The sequence below is a fragment of the Variovorax sp. W1I1 genome (assembly GCF_030815625.1).
Classification (GTDB): Bacteria; Pseudomonadota; Gammaproteobacteria; order Burkholderiales; family Burkholderiaceae_C; genus Variovorax; species Variovorax paradoxus_C.
Genome location: NZ_JAUSWZ010000001.1, coordinates 459868 through 475806, shown reverse-complemented (window position 1 = coordinate 475806; position 15939 = coordinate 459868). Strand labels below are relative to the sequence as shown.

Genomic DNA, 15939 nt, shown 5'->3' with positions numbered 1-15939 from the left:
TCGGCGGACCGGCAGGGGCCCCCGCCCGTGAATGACAAAGGCCACATTCACGGCACACTTGTTGCACTAGTCAGTTATGCTGCGCCCCGCCCCATGAGCCTGTTTCTATTCAAGCGCCTCGCCACGTTGATCGGCACGTTGATCGGCGCTTCGGTCATCGTCTTCCTCGTTCTGGAGATCCTGCCCGGCAACGCCGCGCAGATGCTCATGGGCCCCGACGCATCGCCCGACGCCGTCGCCGCACTCGCCACCAAGCTGGGCCTCGACCAGCCCGCGTGGACCCGCTACTGGCACTGGATCGGCGGCCTCCTCACCGGCAACCTGGGCGACAGCTACGCCTACAGCTCGCCAGTGCTCGACCTCATCCTCGAACGCCTCGCCCTCACCGTGCCGCTCGCGTTGCTGGCGATGGCCTTCACCGTGGTCATCGCGCTGCTGGTGGGCGTGACCGCCGCCGCGCGCCACAACAAGCTGGGCGACGTGGGTCTGATGGGCATGGCGCAGGTCGGCATCGCGATCCCGAATTTCTGGTTCGCGATCATGCTGATCCTGGTGTTCTCGGTGCAGTTGCAGTGGTTCTCGGCCGGTGGCTTCGAGGGCTGGGGCGAAGGCATCTTCGCGGGCCTGAAGTCCCTGCTTTTGCCGGCCCTGTCGCTGGCGGTGGTGCAGGCCGCGATCCTGGCGCGCATCACGCGCTCGGCGGTGCTCGAGGTGATGCGCGAAGACTTCGTTCGCACCGCGCGCGCCAAGGGCGTCTCGCAGCGCATGGTGCTGTGGACCCATGTGCTGCGCAACGCGATGATCCCGGTCATCACGGTGATGGGCATGCAGTTCTCCGAGCTGCTCGCCGGCACCATCGTGGTGGAGAACGTGTTCTACCTGCCGGGCCTCGGCCGCCTGATCTTCCAGGCCATCAGCAACCGCGACCTGATCGTGGTGCGCAACTGCGTGATGCTGCTCGCGGCCCTGGTGGTCATCGTGAATTTCGTGGTCGACGTGCTCTATGCCGTGATCGATCCGCGCATCAAGGCGAGCGACATATGAGCAGCGTCGTCGCTCCCAGCGCCGCAGCGCTCAAGGTGCCTGGCTTCTGGCGCCGCGCGCTGCATCACCGCAGCTTCGTCATCGGCGGCGTGTTCACGCTGCTGCTCCTGCTGGCCGCCGCCCTCTCGCTCGTCTGGACGCCCTGGTCGCCCTACGAGATGGACATGGCCAACAAGCTCAAGCCCCCGACCGGCTCGCACTGGCTGGGCACCGACACCTATGGCCGCGACGTGGCCTCGCTGCTGCTGGTGGGTGCGCGGGCGTCGATCCTCGTGGGCGTGATCGCGGTCGGCATCGGCCTCGTGGTCGGCACGGCGCTCGGCCTGCTCGCCGCGGCAAAGCGCGGTTGGGTCGAGGAAGCCATCATGCGGCTCACCGACTTCTCGCTCGCCTTCCCCGCGATCCTCTCGGCAATCATGATGACGGCCGTGTTCGGCGCCGGCATCGTCAACGCCATCGTCGCGATCGGCATCTACAACATCCCGACGTTCGCGCGCATCACGCGCGCCTCGGCCAATGCGATCTGGTCCCGCGAGTACATCGCGGCGGCACGCGCCTGCGGCAAGGGTTCGTTCTCGATCACGATGCAGCACGTGCTGCCGAACATCTCCGCGGTGCTGATCGTGCAGATCACGATCCGCTTCGCCATTGCGATCCTCGCCGAAGCCGCCCTCTCCTATCTCGGACTCGGCACGCAGCCGCCGCAGCCTTCGTGGGGCCGCATGCTCAGCGAAGCACAGACGATGATGTTCCAGTCGCCCCTGCTCGCCGTGTTCCCGGGCATGGCCATCGCGATGGCGGTGCTGGGCCTGAACCTGCTCGGCGACGGCCTGCGCGACCTGCTCGACCCCCGCCTCGCGCGCGCACGCTAGCCGATATGCCCCTCCTCCAAGTCAAGGACCTGCACATCGAACTGCAAACGCAGCGCGGCCCCGCCGAAGCCGTGCGCGGCATCGACTTCACGCTGGAGCGCGGCGAAACGCTGGGCATCGTGGGCGAATCGGGCTGCGGCAAGTCGATCACCGTGATGTCGCTGATGGGCCTTTTGCCGTCGAACGCGAAGGTCACCGGCAGCATCCGCTTCGACGACACCGAGCTCGTCGGCCGCGACGAAAGGGACATGTGCCAGATCCGCGGCAACCGCATCGGCATGATCTTCCAGGAGCCGATGACCGCGCTCAACCCGGTGCACACCATCGTGCGCCAGGTCGGCGAACCGCTCAGGCTTCACCGCGGCCTCTCGAAGGCTGAGGCGCGCAAGGAAGTGCTGGCGCTGCTGGAGCGCGTGGGCATTCCGGATGCAGCCTCTCGGCTCGATGCGTATCCGCACCAGTTCTCGGGCGGGCAACGGCAGCGCATCGGCATTGCGATGGCCTTGGCTTGCGGCCCCGACCTGCTGATCGCCGACGAGCCCACCACCGCACTCGACGTCACGATCCAGAAGCAGATCCTCGAACTCATCCAGAGTCTGGTGGAAGAGCGCGGCATGGCGCTGATCCTGATCTCGCACGACCTCGGCGTGATCGCGCAGACCGTCTCGAAGATGCTGGTGATGTACGGCGGCAGCGTGGTCGAGAGCGGCCCGACCGAGGCCGTGTTCGCGCGTCGTGCGCACCCTTACACGCAGGGCCTTTTCGCCGCACGACCCGCGCTCGGTGCGCCGCGCGGCGTGCGTTTGGCCACCATCCGCGGCAGCGTGCCCGAGTTGGTCGACCTGCCGAAGGGCTGCCCCTTCGCGGGCCGCTGCAGCTACACGATCGACGCCTGCCAGACGACGCGTCCACCGGCCACGATGCTGCCGCACGACCACGCGGTGCGCTGCATCCGGCTCGAAGAAATCGCGACGAAGGTCGCCGTTGCCTCATGAGTGAATCCGCTCTCGCCTCGCCGCTGCTGGAAGTGACTGACCTCGTGCGCCACTACGACCTGCCGCGCGAAAAACTCTTCGGACCGCCTCCCACCGTCAAGGCACTCAACGGCGTGAGCTTCAAGGTCGAGGCGGGCCACAGCGTCGGCATCGTCGGTGAATCGGGTTCGGGAAAGTCGACCATCGCGCGCCTCGTGATGGCGCTCGACACGCCGACCTCTGGCAGCGTGAAGCTGCTCGGGCGCGACCTGCACGCGCTGCCCAGAAGCGAACTGCGCACCGCACGACGCGATTTCCAGATGGTGTTCCAGGACCCCTATGGCTCTCTTGATCCGCGCCAAACCGTCGCGCGCATCGTCGCCGAGCCGCTCGAAGCATTGGCAGAAGCATCGCGCAAGGAACAACGCGAACGTGCCGCCGAATCGCTGGCAGCCGTGGGCCTTCGCACGACGGACATGGACAAGTACCCGCACGAGTTCTCGGGCGGACAGCGCCAGCGCATCGCCATCGCACGCGCGCTCATCACGCGGCCCAAGCTCATCGTCGCCGACGAACCCGTCAGCGCGCTCGACGTGTCGGTGCAGGCCCAGGTGCTCAACCTCATGCAGGACCTGCAGCAGCAGTTCGGCGTGAGCTATCTGCTCATCAGCCACGACCTCGCGGTGGTCAACCACCTGTGTGACGACGTGTGCGTGGTGTGGAAGGGCCTGATCGTCGAACAGGGCCCGCCGGGCGAGCTGTTCCGCAACGCGCAGCATCCATACACCCGCACGCTGCTCGACGCCGTGCCGCGCACGCCCACCGGCGGCACATTGCTTGCGGCCTGACACCGAAGCGTCGCCGACGCTTCGTAGGATGAGTGGGTCATAAGCATTTGGTTGCGCACGGGCACCCGTCTCGCGGATGATGCTTGCCCTTTCCCGAGGACACCAAGGACACCGCCTCATGCTCAACCGACGCTCCCTGCTCGCCACCAGCGCCGCCGCCCTGGCACCGCTCGCCCTGCCGTTCGACGCGCTCGCGCAAAAGAAAAAAGACACGCTGGTGATCGGCCTCACGCTCGAGCCCACGGGCCTCGACCCCACCGCCAAGGCCGGCGCCGAGATTTCCGAAGTGGTGCTCTACAACGTCTTCGAGACGCTCACCAAGATCAACTCCGACGGCAGCGTCACGCCGCTGCTCGCCGAGAGCTGGGAAGTCTCGCCCGACCTCAAGACCTACACCTTCAAGCTCCGGCGCGGCGTGAAGTTCCAGAACGGCGAGCCCCTCAATGCGAGCACCGTGAAGTTCTCGTTCGACCGCGCGGCCGCGGCCAACAGCACCAACAAGGACAAGCGCACCTTCGCCAACATCGCGACACAGGTGCTCGATGAGCACACCGTGGTGCTGATCAACAAGGAGATCGAGCCCGACCTGCTGTTCCTGCTCGGCCAAGCCTCAGCCATCGTGGTGGAGCCCAAGACGGTGGAAACCAACGCCACCAAGCCCATCGGCACCGGCCCCTATCGGCTCGACAACTGGGCCAAGGGCTCGGCCATCGTGCTCGCCAAGTGGGACGGCTGGCGCCTCGCCGATGCCGTGCAGATCCGAAAGGTGAGCTTCCGCTTCATCTCCGAGCCGGCCGCGCAGACCACCGCGCTGCTCTCGGGCGACGTCGACCTGTTCCCGCATGCCTCGGTGTCGCGCAGCCTGCCGCAGTTCCAGAACGACAAGCGCTTTCAGGTGGTGTTCAACGCTTCGCGCGGAAAGGCCATCCTGGCCATCAACAACAAGCGCAAGCCCCTGGATGACGTGCGCGTGCGCCGCGCCATCTCCGCCGCCATCGACCGCAAGGCGGTGATCGAGGCTGCGATGGACGGACGCGGCGTCCCCATCGGCAGCCACTACGTGCCGGGCGCGCCGGGCTACATCGACACCACGGGCATCAACGCCTACGACGTCGAGAAGGCGAAGAAGCTCCTGGCCGAAGCCGGCGTGAAGACGCCGCTCGAACTGGAGCTCGTGCTGCCGCCCCCGCCCTATGCACGGCAGGGCGGCGAGCTCATCGCCGCGCAGCTTGCCAAGGTGGGCATCGTCGCGAAGATCCAGAACGTCGAGTGGGCGCAGTGGATGAGCGGCACCTACGGCAACAAGAACTACGACCTCTCGCTGATCCTGCACGTCGAGCCCTTCGACCTCGTCAACTACACCAAGCCCGAGTACTACTGGGGCTACCAGTCGGCGAAGTTCAACGAGGCCTTCGACAAGGCGCGCAACGCGCCCCGCGCGGCCGACCGGGCGCGCTACCTCGGCGATGCGCAGCGCGTGTTGGCCGAGGACGCGGCCAACGTGTTCCTGTTTCAACCGCAGTTCATCACCGTGGCGGGGCGCAACTTGCGCGGTCTCTGGAAGGACGCGCCGATCTTCGTGAACGACATCGCCGCGCTGTACTGGGCCTGATGAAACGGCCCGGTGAAGAGCCTGCGCCAAGCCCCGGCATCCGGGTACGTCCCGAGGAAAAACCGCTCCGGGAGCAAGGCGCCGGGCCACCTGCTGCGAGAGAATGATCCGCTGCGCACGTGGCATCTTTCGTGCTGCGTGCCTTGTCTTTCGTGGCGCCGCGCCTCCCTTCGGGGCACGGTCGGCGCCGAAGCAGTCATTCGACCCTGGCCGTTTTCCGGAGATACCCACCTATGTTGAACCGTCGCACCCTCCTCACCACCGCTGGCGCCACTGTCGCGCTGGCCACCCCGCTGGCCGGCATGGCCCAAGGGCGGAAGGACGCCATCGTGATCGGCATGGCGCTCGAACCGCCGGGCCTCGATCCGACCGCCGGCGCCGCCGCCGCAATCGCCGAGATCGTGCAGTACAACATCCTGGAGACGCTCACCAAAATCAACGCCGACGGCAGCGTCACCCCGCTCCTGGCCGAGAGCTGGGAGATCTCGCCCGACCTGAAGACGTACACCTTCAAGCTCAAGCGCGGCGTGAAGTTCCAGAACGGCGAGCCCTTCAACGCGGCCACCGTCAAGTTCTCGTTCGACCGCGCCGGCGGCGAGAAGAGCACCAACAAGGACAAGCGCACTTTCGCCAACCTCGCGACGCAGGTGGTGGACGACTACACCGTGGTGGTCATCAACAAGGAAATCGATCCCGACCTGCCCTTCGTGCTCGGCCAGGCCACGGCCGTGATCGTCGAGCCCAAGAGCGCCGACGCCAACGCCACCAAGCCCGTCGGCACCGGCCCCTACAAGCTGGACGCCTGGGCCAAGGGCTCGTCGCTCACACTGAGCAAGTGGGAGGGCTTCCGCAGTCCCGCCACCGCCAAGATCAACAAGGTGACCTTCCGCTTCATCGCCGACACCGCCGCGCAGGCGGCCGCGCTGATGGCGGGCGACGTCGACGTGTTCACCCGCATCGGCACGCGCGTGGTGCCGCAGTTCAAGATGAACCCGCAGTTCCAGGTGATCCTGGCCGGTTCGCGCGCCAAGACCATCCTGTCGATCAACAACCAGAAGAAGCCACTGGACGACGTGCGCGTGCGCCGCGCCATCCTCGCGGCCATCGACCGCAAGGCGGTGATCGAAGGTGCCGCCGACGGCCTGGGCGTGGCCATCGGCAGCCACTACGTGCCGGGCGCGGCGGGCTTCGTCGACACCACGGGCGTCAATCCCTTCGACATCGAGAAGGCCAAGAAGCTGCTCGCCGAGGCTGGCGTGAAGACGCCGCTCGAACTCAAGATGACGCTGCCGCCACCGCCCTACGCGCGCCAGGGCGGCGAAGTGATCGTGGCCCAGCTCGCCAAGATCGGCATCGTGGTGAAGGTGCAGAACGTCGAGTGGGCGCAATGGCTCAGCGGCACCTACGGCAACAAGGACTACGACCTGTCGATCATTTCGCACGTCGAGCCCTTCGACCTGGGCAACTACGCCAAGTCGGACTACTACTGGGGCTACCAGTCGAAGGCCTTCAACACGCTGTTCGACAAGATCAAGTCCACCCCCAACGCCGCCGAGCGCAACAAGCTCCTGGGCGACGCGCAGAAGATGCTGGCCACCGACGCGGCCAACGGTTTCCTGTACCAGCCGCAGTTCCCGACGATCGCCAAGAAGAACGTGAAGGGTCTCTGGAAGGAGAACCCTATCTTCGTGAACGACCTCTCGGCGCTTTCCTGGGGCTAAGAAAGACGTGTCTTCCTCCGCTCCTTTGAACGAACTCTCCGCGCAGGAACTCTCGGCCGCCTACCGCGACAAGCGCCTGTCGCCGGTCGAGGTCACGCAGGCCGTGATCGCGCACATCGAGCGCTGGGAGCCGCACCTGCAGGCCACTTGGCTCTTTCGCCCCGAGGCCGCGCTCGAACAGGCGCGCGCGTCGGAAGCGCGCTGGCAGCGCGGCGATGCGCTCGGCCCGCTCGATGGCGTGCCGACCACCATCAAGGAAAACATCGCCACGCGCGGCGACCCGATGCCCGCCGGCACGGCTGCCGTCGACCTGAAGCCCGCCACTTCCGATGCACCGCCGGCCGCGCGCCTGAAGGAAGCCGGCGCGGTGATCGTGAGCAAGACCGCCATGCCGGACTACGGCATGTTGTCCTCGGGCCTGTCGAGCTTCCACAAGCTGGCGCGCAACCCGTGGGACCTCGGCAAGACGCCCGGCGGCTCCAGCGCCGGTGCGGGCGCTGCGGCCGCGGCGGGCTACGGTCCGCTGCATCTGGGCACCGACATCGGCGGATCGCTGCGGTTGCCCGCGAGCTGGTGCGGCATCTTCACGCTCAAGCCGAGCCTGGGCCGCATTCCGATCGACCCGCCCTACATGGGCCGTGCCGCGGGACCGATGACCCGCACCGTCGGCGATGCCGCGCTGATGATGCAGGCGCTCTCCAGGCCCGACGCGCGCGACAGCATGAGCCTGCCGGCGCAAGACATCGACTGGGCCGCCTTCGACGTGTCGCCCGACCATCTGCGGGGCCTGCGCATCGGGCTGCTGCTCGACGCGGGCTGCGGCCTCGCGGTCGAGCCGGAGATCCAGACGGCGGTCGAACACGCCGCGCGCCTGTTCGAGAAAGCCGGCGCGATCGTCGAGCCGATGCAGCCCTTCATGTCGCAGGCCATGCTCGACGGCATGGACCACCTGTGGCGCATGCGCTCGCTGGTGGACATGAAGGCCCTGCGCGCCGACCAGCGCGCCAAGGTGCTGCCCTACATCCGCGAATGGGCCGAGAGCGCGGCCGAGTTCAGCGGCGAGCATGTGTTCCGCAGCTTCAGCCAGTTCCATGCGACGCGCGTGGCGGCGGTGCAGGCGTGCGCGCGCTTCGACTACGTGATCTCGCCCGTGTCGCCGAACATGCCTGCGGCGGCCGAAGCGCCTTCGCCGACCAACGACCCGCTGCGTCCGCTGGAGCACATCGGCTTCACGGTGCCGTTCAACATGTCGGAGCAGCCGGCGTCGTCGGTGAACTGCGGGTATGCGGCGAGCGGATTGCCGATCGGGCTGCAGATTGCGGGACATCGCTTCGACGACCTCGGCGTGCTGCGCGTGTCGCGCGCGTTCGAGCAGATTCGCGAGGCGCAGCGGCCTTGGCCTGTGGTGCCTGAACGCTAGAGCGCGGGTTGTTCAGGGCGGCGATCCCGCCGACGGGGTACCTTGCTCCGCGAATGTCCCCCGCTTCGCTCCTCCTTTATTTCGCTGCGCAAGGCACCCCCATCGGCGTGCTCGCTTTCAGAGCAGTCGTTGATCAGCGAAACACCAGCAGCGTGCCCAAGTGCGCAGGGCATCGGGTGCTCCACGCAGCGAAATAAAGGAGGAGCCGAAGGCGGGGGACATTCGCGGAGGGGAGTACCCGGTGGCCTGCGCACGCTCCCCCGAACTCAAGTCGCCGCGTAGCGCCCCGGCTTGTGGTTGATCCACAAGAAGAGCCCCATCACCACCGCAGCCAGCACCGACCACCCCACGCGCTGCGGCGGAATCACGAACAGCGCGAGCAGCACCACCGTGCAGTCGATGCCGATCTGCACCTTGCCGGCCGGCCAGCCGCGCTTTTCCTGCAGGTACAGCGTGAGCACCGTCGCGCCGCCGAGGCTGGCGCGATGGCGTGCGAGGAACAGGCAGCCCGTGCCCAGCAGCAGGCCGCCAAGCACCGCGGCAAACGCCGGGTGCAGCGAATCGATCGACAGATAGCGCGGCGCCCAGTCGGTCATCACCGAGAGCAGCACGATCGCCGAGAAGGTCTTGAGGGTGAAGGCGCGGCCCATGTGGCGCCAGGCGAACCAGTAGAACGGCAGGTTCACCAGGAAGAACAGCTTGCCGAAGCTCACACCGGTGGCGTAGTGCAGCAAGAAGGCGACGCCCGCGGTGCCGCCCGTGAGCAGGCCTGCCTGGCCGAACAGCATCATGGCGATCGCGACGAACAAGGTGCCCGAAAAGATCGCTTGCGCGTCATCGAAGCGGGAATGGCGCAGCAGATCCGGCAGGTGAGTGGGTTGTGGTGCGGCCATGGCCAAGGTGACGCAAATCCCGCGCCACCCCCCATTTGGCTTTGGCTTCACACCAGATGGGTAGCCAGCATTTCGCGCGCGCGGGTCACGAACGCTGTCTCGCCCCGACGCCCGGGCAGGAACTGGAACGCCACCTTGGGCAACGCCGGCAGGCCGTGCGGCGCCGCCAGCCGGGTCACGCCCTCGCACACCGCCGATTCGTTCAGGCACGCAACGCCCAGCCCCGCAGCCAGCGCCGACTGCAACCCCGCCACGCCGGACGCCACATGCGCGAGCACATACGGCACGCGCCGCCGCCGGAGCAGCGCCACGGTGAACTGGTGCAGCGAGCAGGTGTCCGGCAGCGCCAACAGCCGTACCGGCTCGCCCCGCGCCACTCGCAGGCCGGTGGCGCCCAGCCAAGCGAGCGATTCGCGCCGGACCAGGGAACCCTTCGCGGCCTGCGCCGAAGCTGAAGACGACGACGCACCCGCGATGTCCATCGCCAAGCCGACATCGAAGTCGCCGTGTGCATAGGCGGCCCGCAGCGCGTCGCTCTTCAGGATGCTCACGTTCAGCCGCACCTGCGGATAGCTTTCGCCCAGACGGCCGAGCAACTGCGTGAGATCGCCGGGACGGAAGTAGTCGGTCACGGCCAATCGCAGCTCGCCTTGCAGCGCTTCGCCATGCAGGTCGCGGAACGCCTCGTCGCTGAGCGCGAGGATGCGCCGCGCATATGCCAAGAGCCGCGTGCCCGCCTCGGTGGGCGCGACCCCAGCCTTGCTGCGCGTGAGCAGCGACTGGCCCGCTCGCTCCTCGAGCTTGCGCATCTGCTCGCTGACGGACGACTGCGAGAGGAACACGCGGGGCGCGGCGGCCGTGAGGCTGCCCGCGTCGATCACCGCGGCGAGGGTGCGAAGTTGTTCGAGGTCGAAGGACTGCATGGCCTTATCCATCCGTTTATCCGATGGATTCCATCATATCTTCCTGCTTTTCCGATGACCATCGGAATCCCACAATCACCCCATCGATCATTCATTCCACAGGAGTCCACCATGCCCCACATCGTTGTCCACCTCTCCGGCGAACCCGATGCCACCCTCACCCGCAAGACCGTCGACGCCGTCGCAGAGCTCACGCAAAGCGTGCTCGGCAAGCAGTTGCCGGTGATTGCCATCACGGTGCAGTACATCGCCGCCGACGCCTGGTTCATCGGCGGCCAGACGCTCGCGTCGCTCGGCAAGTCGGCCTTTCACCTGGACATCAGCATCACCGACGAAACCAACACCAAGGCCGAGAAGGCGCGCTACCTGCGCGAGGTGCATGCGGCCATGGCGAAGATCCGGCCGAACCTGCACGAGGTCTCGTACATCCACGTGATCGATGCGCGCGGCGCGGCCTACGGCTACGGCGGAAAGACCCAGGAGTACCGCCACCAGCAAGCCGGGGTTTGAACCATCCGCAGGGGCATGGCACCATGCCGCCATGCCCTCCGCAACCCTGCACGCCGCCGACAGCCTCGGCAATCCGCTCACCCTCGATGACCCCGCCAGCCTCGCACTGGTCGACGACTTCGTCATGGGTTTCATCTCGACCGAGTCGCGCGCCGTCAACCTGATCGCATTGGCCGACACCGATGCGAGTCCCATCGTGCAGGCGTACTGCGCGACGCTGCACCTCTTTGCCGAATCGCGCGATGCCGTGGCGAATGCGAGGCCGTATCTCGCGAAGGCCCGTGCCGGCGCCGCGCGAGCCACACCGCGCGAGCAGCGCTACATCGCGGCCATCGAGGCATGGGCCGATGGCGACATCGCCCGCGCCATCGCACTGCACGCGGAGCAGGCGCACGAATTTCCGCGCGATCTCGTCTCAGTCAAGCTGGGCCAGTACCACTGCTTCAACACCGGCGACTGCCCGGGCATGCTGCGGCTCGCACTCACAGTGCTGCCTTCGGCGGCCGACGTGCCTTATGTGCACGGCATGGCGGCCTTCGGCTACGAGCAGTGCCACCTGATGCGCGAGGCCGAGGCCAGCGCGCGCCTGGCCATCGCCATGTGCCGCAAGGAGCCGTGGGCGCACCACGCACTCGCGCATGTGATGCTCACCGAAGGCCGGCTTGCCGAAGGGCTCGCGTTCATGGAAAGCGTGAGCGACACCTGGATCGGGCTCAACTCCTTCATGGTCACGCACAACTGGTGGCATGTGGCGCTGTTCCTCATCGACCTGGGCCGCGACGCCGAAGCGCTCGCGGTGTACGACGAGCATGCGTGGGGTGTGGTGAAGGACTACTCGCAGGACCAGATCGGCGCCGTGTCGCTGCTCGCGCGCCTCGAACTCGCGGGTATCGACGTGGGTGCGCGCTGGAATGACGTGGCCGGCTACCTGCTGCAACGGCAGGCGGACCATGTGCTGCCCTTTCTCGACCTGCAATACCTCTACGGACTCGCACGCGCTGGACGCCCCGAGGCCGATGCGCTGCTGCGCAACATCGAGGCCTTCGCGCCCGACGCACCGCCTTCGACGCGCGCCGCATGGCAGCGTGTCTGCGTGCCTGCCGCGAACGGACTCGTGGCCCATGCGCGTGGCGATTTCTCCGGCGCCATCGAAGGACTCGGCGTCGCGCTGCCGCGCATGATCGAGATCGGCGGCAGCCACGCGCAGCGCGACTTCTTCGAGCAGGTGTACCTCGATGCGCTGGTGCGCACGGGCAGCGAATCGACGCTCGCTGCGGCGCAAGGCATCCTGCAGCAGCAGCTCAACGGCCAGCCCGAGTCGCTGCGGCTGCGGCGGCAGGCGGGGGCCGTCTATGCGCGCCTCGGCCTCGGGCAACTCGCCGCAGGAATCGCCTGAGCGCGCGGGCGCTTAGCCCTTGTCCTTCAGGTGCCGCGTCTGGTCGTAGGTCGGCTGCGGCGGCAGGTCGGCGAGATGGCGGGTGTCGGCCCACTCGACGATCTCGATTGCATCCGGCGCGGCCGGGTCCGCGATGCGGATGCGGTTGAAGCCCGCATTGGGAATGTCGCTCCGGCGCGGCCCGCTGAGGCTCAGCCCCTTGGCGGTGCGCCACACCATGTCGAGCACGCCGCCGTGGGTGACGACGACCAGGTGCTGCCCCTGGTGCGCCGTGGCGATAGTGCCGAGCGCCGCGACGATGCGCGCATGGAACTCGCGCGCCGTCTCGCCCTCGGGCATCGCGTGGTCCTCGCGGAACTCCAGCCATTCTTCCCACGCGCGCGGGTGCAGGCTCTGGATCTCGTCGGAGCGCATGCCCTCGACGATGCCGAAGTACTGCTCCCGCAATCCCGCCGAAGTGACCACCGGCAGCGACAGCTGCAGCGCCGCCGGGGCCGCCGTCTGCTGGGCACGCATGAGGTCGCTGCTGATCAGGTGCTGCGCCGTCTCGCCCGCAAGCCTCAGGCCGATGCGCCTGGCCTGTTCATGGCCGATGTCGTTGAGCGGCACATCCGCATGCCCCTGGAAGCGCAGCTCTCGGTTCCAGGCGGTTTCGCCGTGACGGATCAGGATGATGTCGGTGGTGGTGTCGGGTTTGGGCGTTGGCATTGCCGCCCATTTTCCACCGGGCGCGTGACGCTCAGGCCTTTGCGGTGGCGAGCTGTTGCACGGCCGCCACCGCTTCGCCCACGAAACCCATGCCCGTGCCCATGCCGACGCGCGCGGGCGAAGGTGTGAGCAGCGCGAGCACCCACGCGATGACGAAGCCGCCGACGATGGCGCAGATCACCACCACCGCGGTGTACGCGATGGCCTTGTCGGGCGGGCACTTCATCAGCACCGGCAGGCCGAGGTAGATCAGGTAGATGCCGTAGAGCGCCGCTACTGCGCCCAGCACCGACAGCGAAGGCAGCAGGCTGAAGATGCCGCCGATGAAGCCGGCCGTGCTTGCATAGGCCGACAGCTTGAGCGCGCTGATCTGGCTCTTGGTGCCTTCGAAGGTCGGTGCCATCGCATCGATGATGAGCGCAAGCACGAACACCATCACCAGCGACAGCACGTAGCCCACGACCATGTTGGCGAGCCCCGCGACGATCGGCACGCGGAAGTTGACGCCGAACATGCCGAGACCGATCACCGAGAGGCCGATGAAGCTCGCCACCGCCGGGATCAGCGCGAGGATCATCACGTAGTTCTTGTAGAGCGAAGCAGCATCGGCCGGCTCCGCATCGATCACGGGCCAGGTGGCCTTGGGCTTGAGCAGGATGTCCTGCACGCGTTGAACCAGGTTCATTTGTTGTCCTCGACTTGAAGCGCGAATGCGCGCGCGGGGTGCGTCACGCAGCGCCGCAAAGTATGTCGATCAAGACCCGCAATGGCTGCTGGCCATGAAGCCTATGCCATGTCCTATGCCGTGACCTATGCCGTTACGCCGCTTGCCGCGATCGCGCAGAATCCTTCCATGCCCCACCTCGTTCTACTGCCCGGCCTCGCCTGCGACGAGCGCCTCTGGGAGGCCCAGCGGCCTGCCCTTTCCCCCGCCTTCGACGCCCGCGTGAGCAACGTCCAGACGCGCAACGACACCATCGAAGCCATGGCCGCCGCCGTGCTGCGCGAGCACGCGGGGCCGCTGGTGCTCTGCGGTGCCTCGATGGGCGGCATGGTCGCGATGGAAGCGGCCCGCCAGGCGCCCGAACGCATCGCCGGGCTCGCCCTGCTCGGCACGAGCGCGCGGCCTGAGCCTGCCGACATGTTCGAGATGCGCGAAGCCGCCATCGAACTCTTCGAGCGCGGCGAGGCGCGCGACGTGATCGAGGCGAATGTCTATTTCGCCTTCCACCCGACGCAAGCAAATGACCCGGTGCTGGTGCAGCGCTACCTCGACATCGTTCTGGATGCCGGCACCGCCCAGCTCATCGCCCAGAACCGCGCGGTGATGCGGCGCCCTGACGCACGCCTGCACCTGGCCTCACTGCAGGCCCCGGTGCTGCTGATGTGCGGCGACGACGACAAGCTCGCGCCGCCCGAGCACACGCGAGAAATGGCGGCGCTGCTGCCGCAGGCCGAGGTGGTGTGGGTGCCGCAGTGCGGCCACATGCTGACGATGGAGAAGCCCGACTTCGTCAATGCGGCGTTGAACGCCTGGCTCGCGAAGACCTTCCCGTCGGCCTGAGGAGGCTCAGTGCAGTTGGCCGCCGGTCTCGGCCACGTCCTGCTTCACCGCGAGCGCGGTGGCGACCGCGATGCGCAGCGCCTCGGTCATCGTGGCGAGCGACATGCTCGGCGCACCCGGAAAGCGCGCTGCCTGCTCGGGCAGGTACGGAATGTGGATGAAGCCACCGCGCACGCCCGGCAAACCGGATACCGGATGCGTCGCGATGCGGTGCATCAGCCCGTAGAAGATGTGGTTGCAGACGAAGGTGCCTGCGCTGTTCGACACCGAAGACGGAATGCCGGCCGCGCGCAAGTCGCGCGCGATCGCCTTGATCGGCAACGTCGAGAAATACGCAGCCGGCGCGCCCGGCACCACCGGCAGATCAATCGGCTGATGACCCGCGTTGTCGGCGATGCGCCCGTCGTCGATGTTGATCGCGATGCGCTCGGGCGTGATCTCCGAGCGTCCGCCGGCCTGGCCGACGCAGAGCACCAGTTGCGGCTTCAGTTCGTCCATGGCATTCGCCAGCGCTTCAAGGGCATCGCCGAAGACGCACGGCATCTGGCGGGCATGCACCTTGGCGCGGCCGATCTTCGCGCCGTCGAGTGCGCGCACGGCCTCCCATGACGGGTTGATCGCTTCGCGGTCGAACGGGTCGAAGCCGGTCAGCAGGACGCTCGTGCGTTTCGCTTCGGTCTTGCTCATGCTGTTCAAGCCATCGCGCGAACCGCGATGCCCTCGGCCTGCAGCCGCTCGCGGATGCGCCGCGCGAAGGCCAGCGCGTGCGCGCCGTCGCCGTGCAGGCAAACGGTCTGGGCATTGACGGCGACCGTGCTGCCATCGATGGCAGTCACCTGGTGGTCGCGCACGAATGCGAGGGTCTGCGCGATCGACTGCTCTTCGCTTTCGATCAGCGCGCCGGGCTGGCTGCGCGGCACGAGGCTGCCGTCTGGCATGTAGCCGCGGTCGGCGAACACTTCCTCGACAGGCGTGAGGCCGGCGCGGCGCGCGGCGTCGATCATGTTGCTGCCGGCGAGGCCGAAGAACTTCAGCGATGGGTCGAAGCGGCGCACCGCCTCGCAGAGCGCATCAGCGAGTTCGGGCTCCTTCACCGCCTGGTTGTAGAGCTGGCCGTGCGCCTTCACATGCGCAAGCTGGCCGCCCTCTGCCTTGACGATCGCGGCGAGCGCGCCGACTTGGTAGAGCACGTTGGAGACGATCTCGTCGGGCGGCAGATGCATGGTGCTGCGGCCGAAGTTCTCGCGGTCCGGAAAGCTCGGATGCGCGCCGATGGCCACGCCATGTTCGATGGCCCAGCGCACGCACTGGCGCATGGTCTTGGCGTCGCCCGCGTGCCAGCCGCAGGCGATGTTGGCGGAGCTCACGAGGCCCAGCAGCGCTTCGTCGCTGCCAGCGCCTTCGCCGAGGTCGGCATTGAGGTCGATGTGCATGGGGAAGGTTCCTTCTTCTTC

At 67.4% G+C, this 15939-nt stretch carries 16 protein-coding genes; 10 read left to right on the top strand and 6 right to left on the bottom strand.

Features of this window, described 5'->3' with window-relative positions; all coding sequences use genetic code 11:
• The first annotated feature begins 93 nt into the window (after positions 1-93).
• From QFZ83_RS02315 to QFZ83_RS02285, 7 genes are all read left to right on the top strand, one after another.
• Positions 94-1044, top strand: a complete 951-nt coding sequence (locus QFZ83_RS02315) for an ABC transporter permease (RefSeq protein ID WP_013543371.1) — start codon at positions 94-96, stop codon at positions 1042-1044.
• The gene (locus QFZ83_RS02310) at positions 1041-1916 is read left to right on the top strand and encodes an ABC transporter permease (RefSeq protein ID WP_307502169.1); all 876 of its coding nucleotides are present in this window, start codon (positions 1041-1043) and stop codon (positions 1914-1916) included. The genes QFZ83_RS02315 and QFZ83_RS02310 overlap by 4 nt, the downstream gene beginning before the upstream one ends.
• A gap of 5 nt (positions 1917-1921) precedes the next feature.
• Entirely contained in the window at positions 1922-2911 is a 990-nt protein-coding gene (locus QFZ83_RS02305; RefSeq protein WP_307502166.1) for an ABC transporter ATP-binding protein, read from the top strand.
• Positions 2908-3738, top strand: coding sequence for an ATP-binding cassette domain-containing protein (locus QFZ83_RS02300; protein WP_307502163.1), 831 nt, complete (start codon positions 2908-2910; stop codon positions 3736-3738). Before QFZ83_RS02305 ends, QFZ83_RS02300 begins: the two co-directional genes overlap by 4 nt.
• Positions 3739-3856: 118 nt before the next feature.
• The gene (locus tag QFZ83_RS02295; RefSeq protein ID WP_307502160.1) at positions 3857-5350 is read left to right on the top strand and encodes an ABC transporter substrate-binding protein; all 1494 of its coding nucleotides are present in this window, start codon (positions 3857-3859) and stop codon (positions 5348-5350) included.
• Between the two features lie 233 nt (positions 5351-5583).
• Positions 5584-7071 (top strand): ABC transporter substrate-binding protein, encoded by a 1488-nt coding sequence (locus tag QFZ83_RS02290; protein ID WP_307502158.1) that lies wholly within the window; start codon positions 5584-5586, stop codon positions 7069-7071.
• Positions 7072-7078: 7 nt separating this feature from the next.
• Positions 7079-8491, top strand: a complete 1413-nt coding sequence (locus QFZ83_RS02285) for an amidase (protein WP_307502155.1) — start codon at positions 7079-7081, stop codon at positions 8489-8491.
• A gap of 266 nt (positions 8492-8757) precedes the next feature.
• Here the strand turns inward: QFZ83_RS02285 and QFZ83_RS02280 are convergent, their stop codons facing one another.
• Both QFZ83_RS02280 and QFZ83_RS02275 read right to left on the bottom strand, forming a co-directional pair.
• Positions 8758-9384 carry a YitT family protein gene (locus QFZ83_RS02280; RefSeq protein ID WP_307502154.1) on the bottom strand — a complete coding sequence of 209 codons (627 nt, stop codon included), beginning with the start codon at positions 9382-9384 and terminating at the stop codon, positions 8758-8760.
• A 47-nt stretch (positions 9385-9431) separates the two neighbouring features.
• Positions 9432-10307, bottom strand: coding sequence for a LysR family transcriptional regulator (locus QFZ83_RS02275; RefSeq protein WP_307502153.1), 876 nt, complete (start codon positions 10305-10307; stop codon positions 9432-9434).
• A 111-nt stretch (positions 10308-10418) separates the two neighbouring features.
• Here QFZ83_RS02275 and QFZ83_RS02270 point away from each other — a divergent pair, with 111 nt between their 5' ends.
• Both QFZ83_RS02270 and QFZ83_RS02265 read left to right on the top strand, forming a co-directional pair.
• Complete coding sequence (locus QFZ83_RS02270; protein WP_307502151.1) at positions 10419-10817, top strand: 4-oxalocrotonate tautomerase; 399 nt, start codon at positions 10419-10421, stop codon at positions 10815-10817.
• Between the two features lie 31 nt (positions 10818-10848).
• Positions 10849-12213, top strand: a complete 1365-nt coding sequence (locus QFZ83_RS02265) for a tetratricopeptide repeat protein (RefSeq protein WP_307502148.1) — start codon at positions 10849-10851, stop codon at positions 12211-12213.
• 12 nt (positions 12214-12225) lie between these two features.
• Here the strand turns inward: QFZ83_RS02265 and QFZ83_RS02260 are convergent, their stop codons facing one another.
• Both QFZ83_RS02260 and QFZ83_RS02255 read right to left on the bottom strand, forming a co-directional pair.
• Positions 12226-12921, bottom strand: coding sequence for a histidine phosphatase family protein (locus QFZ83_RS02260; RefSeq protein ID WP_307502145.1), 696 nt, complete (start codon positions 12919-12921; stop codon positions 12226-12228).
• Positions 12922-12952: 31 nt separating this feature from the next.
• Positions 12953-13606 carry a Yip1 family protein gene (locus QFZ83_RS02255; RefSeq protein ID WP_307502142.1) on the bottom strand — a complete coding sequence of 218 codons (654 nt, stop codon included), beginning with the start codon at positions 13604-13606 and terminating at the stop codon, positions 12953-12955.
• Between the two features lie 168 nt (positions 13607-13774).
• Here QFZ83_RS02255 and QFZ83_RS02250 point away from each other — a divergent pair, with 168 nt between their 5' ends.
• On the top strand, positions 13775-14485 hold the full coding sequence (locus QFZ83_RS02250; protein ID WP_307502140.1) for an alpha/beta fold hydrolase: 711 nt from the start codon (positions 13775-13777) through the stop codon (positions 14483-14485).
• A 6-nt stretch (positions 14486-14491) separates the two neighbouring features.
• Here the strand turns inward: QFZ83_RS02250 and pcp are convergent, their stop codons facing one another.
• Together pcp and pxpA are read right to left on the bottom strand one after the other, a co-directional pair.
• Complete coding sequence (gene pcp / locus QFZ83_RS02245) at positions 14492-15172, bottom strand: pyroglutamyl-peptidase I (protein WP_307502137.1); 681 nt, start codon at positions 15170-15172, stop codon at positions 14492-14494.
• A gap of 5 nt (positions 15173-15177) precedes the next feature.
• Positions 15178-15918, bottom strand: a complete 741-nt coding sequence (gene pxpA, locus QFZ83_RS02240) for a 5-oxoprolinase subunit PxpA (RefSeq protein WP_042582795.1) — start codon at positions 15916-15918, stop codon at positions 15178-15180.
• Positions 15919-15939: the final 21 nt, after the last annotated feature.

Excerpts from the sequence above, each read along its gene's own strand:
- QFZ83_RS02315 (WP_013543371.1), top strand. The coding sequence starts at position 94 with ATGAGCCTGTTTCTATTCAAGCGCCTCGCCACGTTGATCGGCACGTTG.
- QFZ83_RS02310 (WP_307502169.1), top strand. The coding sequence starts at position 1,041 with ATGAGCAGCGTCGTCGCTCCCAGCGCCGCAGCGCTCAAGGTGCCTGGC.
- QFZ83_RS02305 (WP_307502166.1), top strand. The coding sequence starts at position 1,922 with ATGCCCCTCCTCCAAGTCAAGGACCTGCACATCGAACTGCAAACGCAG.
- QFZ83_RS02300 (WP_307502163.1), top strand. The coding sequence starts at position 2,908 with ATGAGTGAATCCGCTCTCGCCTCGCCGCTGCTGGAAGTGACTGACCTC.
- QFZ83_RS02295 (WP_307502160.1), top strand. The coding sequence starts at position 3,857 with ATGCTCAACCGACGCTCCCTGCTCGCCACCAGCGCCGCCGCCCTGGCA.
- QFZ83_RS02290 (WP_307502158.1), top strand. The coding sequence starts at position 5,584 with ATGTTGAACCGTCGCACCCTCCTCACCACCGCTGGCGCCACTGTCGCG.
- QFZ83_RS02280 (WP_307502154.1), bottom strand. The coding sequence starts at position 9,384 with ATGGCCGCACCACAACCCACTCACCTGCCGGATCTGCTGCGCCATTCC.
- QFZ83_RS02275 (WP_307502153.1), bottom strand. The coding sequence starts at position 10,307 with ATGCAGTCCTTCGACCTCGAACAACTTCGCACCCTCGCCGCGGTGATC.
- QFZ83_RS02270 (WP_307502151.1), top strand. The coding sequence starts at position 10,419 with ATGCCCCACATCGTTGTCCACCTCTCCGGCGAACCCGATGCCACCCTC.
- QFZ83_RS02265 (WP_307502148.1), top strand. The coding sequence starts at position 10,849 with ATGCCCTCCGCAACCCTGCACGCCGCCGACAGCCTCGGCAATCCGCTC.
- QFZ83_RS02260 (WP_307502145.1), bottom strand. The coding sequence starts at position 12,921 with ATGCCAACGCCCAAACCCGACACCACCACCGACATCATCCTGATCCGT.
- QFZ83_RS02255 (WP_307502142.1), bottom strand. The coding sequence starts at position 13,606 with ATGAACCTGGTTCAACGCGTGCAGGACATCCTGCTCAAGCCCAAGGCC.
- QFZ83_RS02250 (WP_307502140.1), top strand. The coding sequence starts at position 13,775 with ATGCCCCACCTCGTTCTACTGCCCGGCCTCGCCTGCGACGAGCGCCTC.
- pcp (WP_307502137.1), bottom strand. The coding sequence starts at position 15,172 with ATGAGCAAGACCGAAGCGAAACGCACGAGCGTCCTGCTGACCGGCTTC.
- pxpA (WP_042582795.1), bottom strand. The coding sequence starts at position 15,918 with ATGCACATCGACCTCAATGCCGACCTCGGCGAAGGCGCTGGCAGCGAC.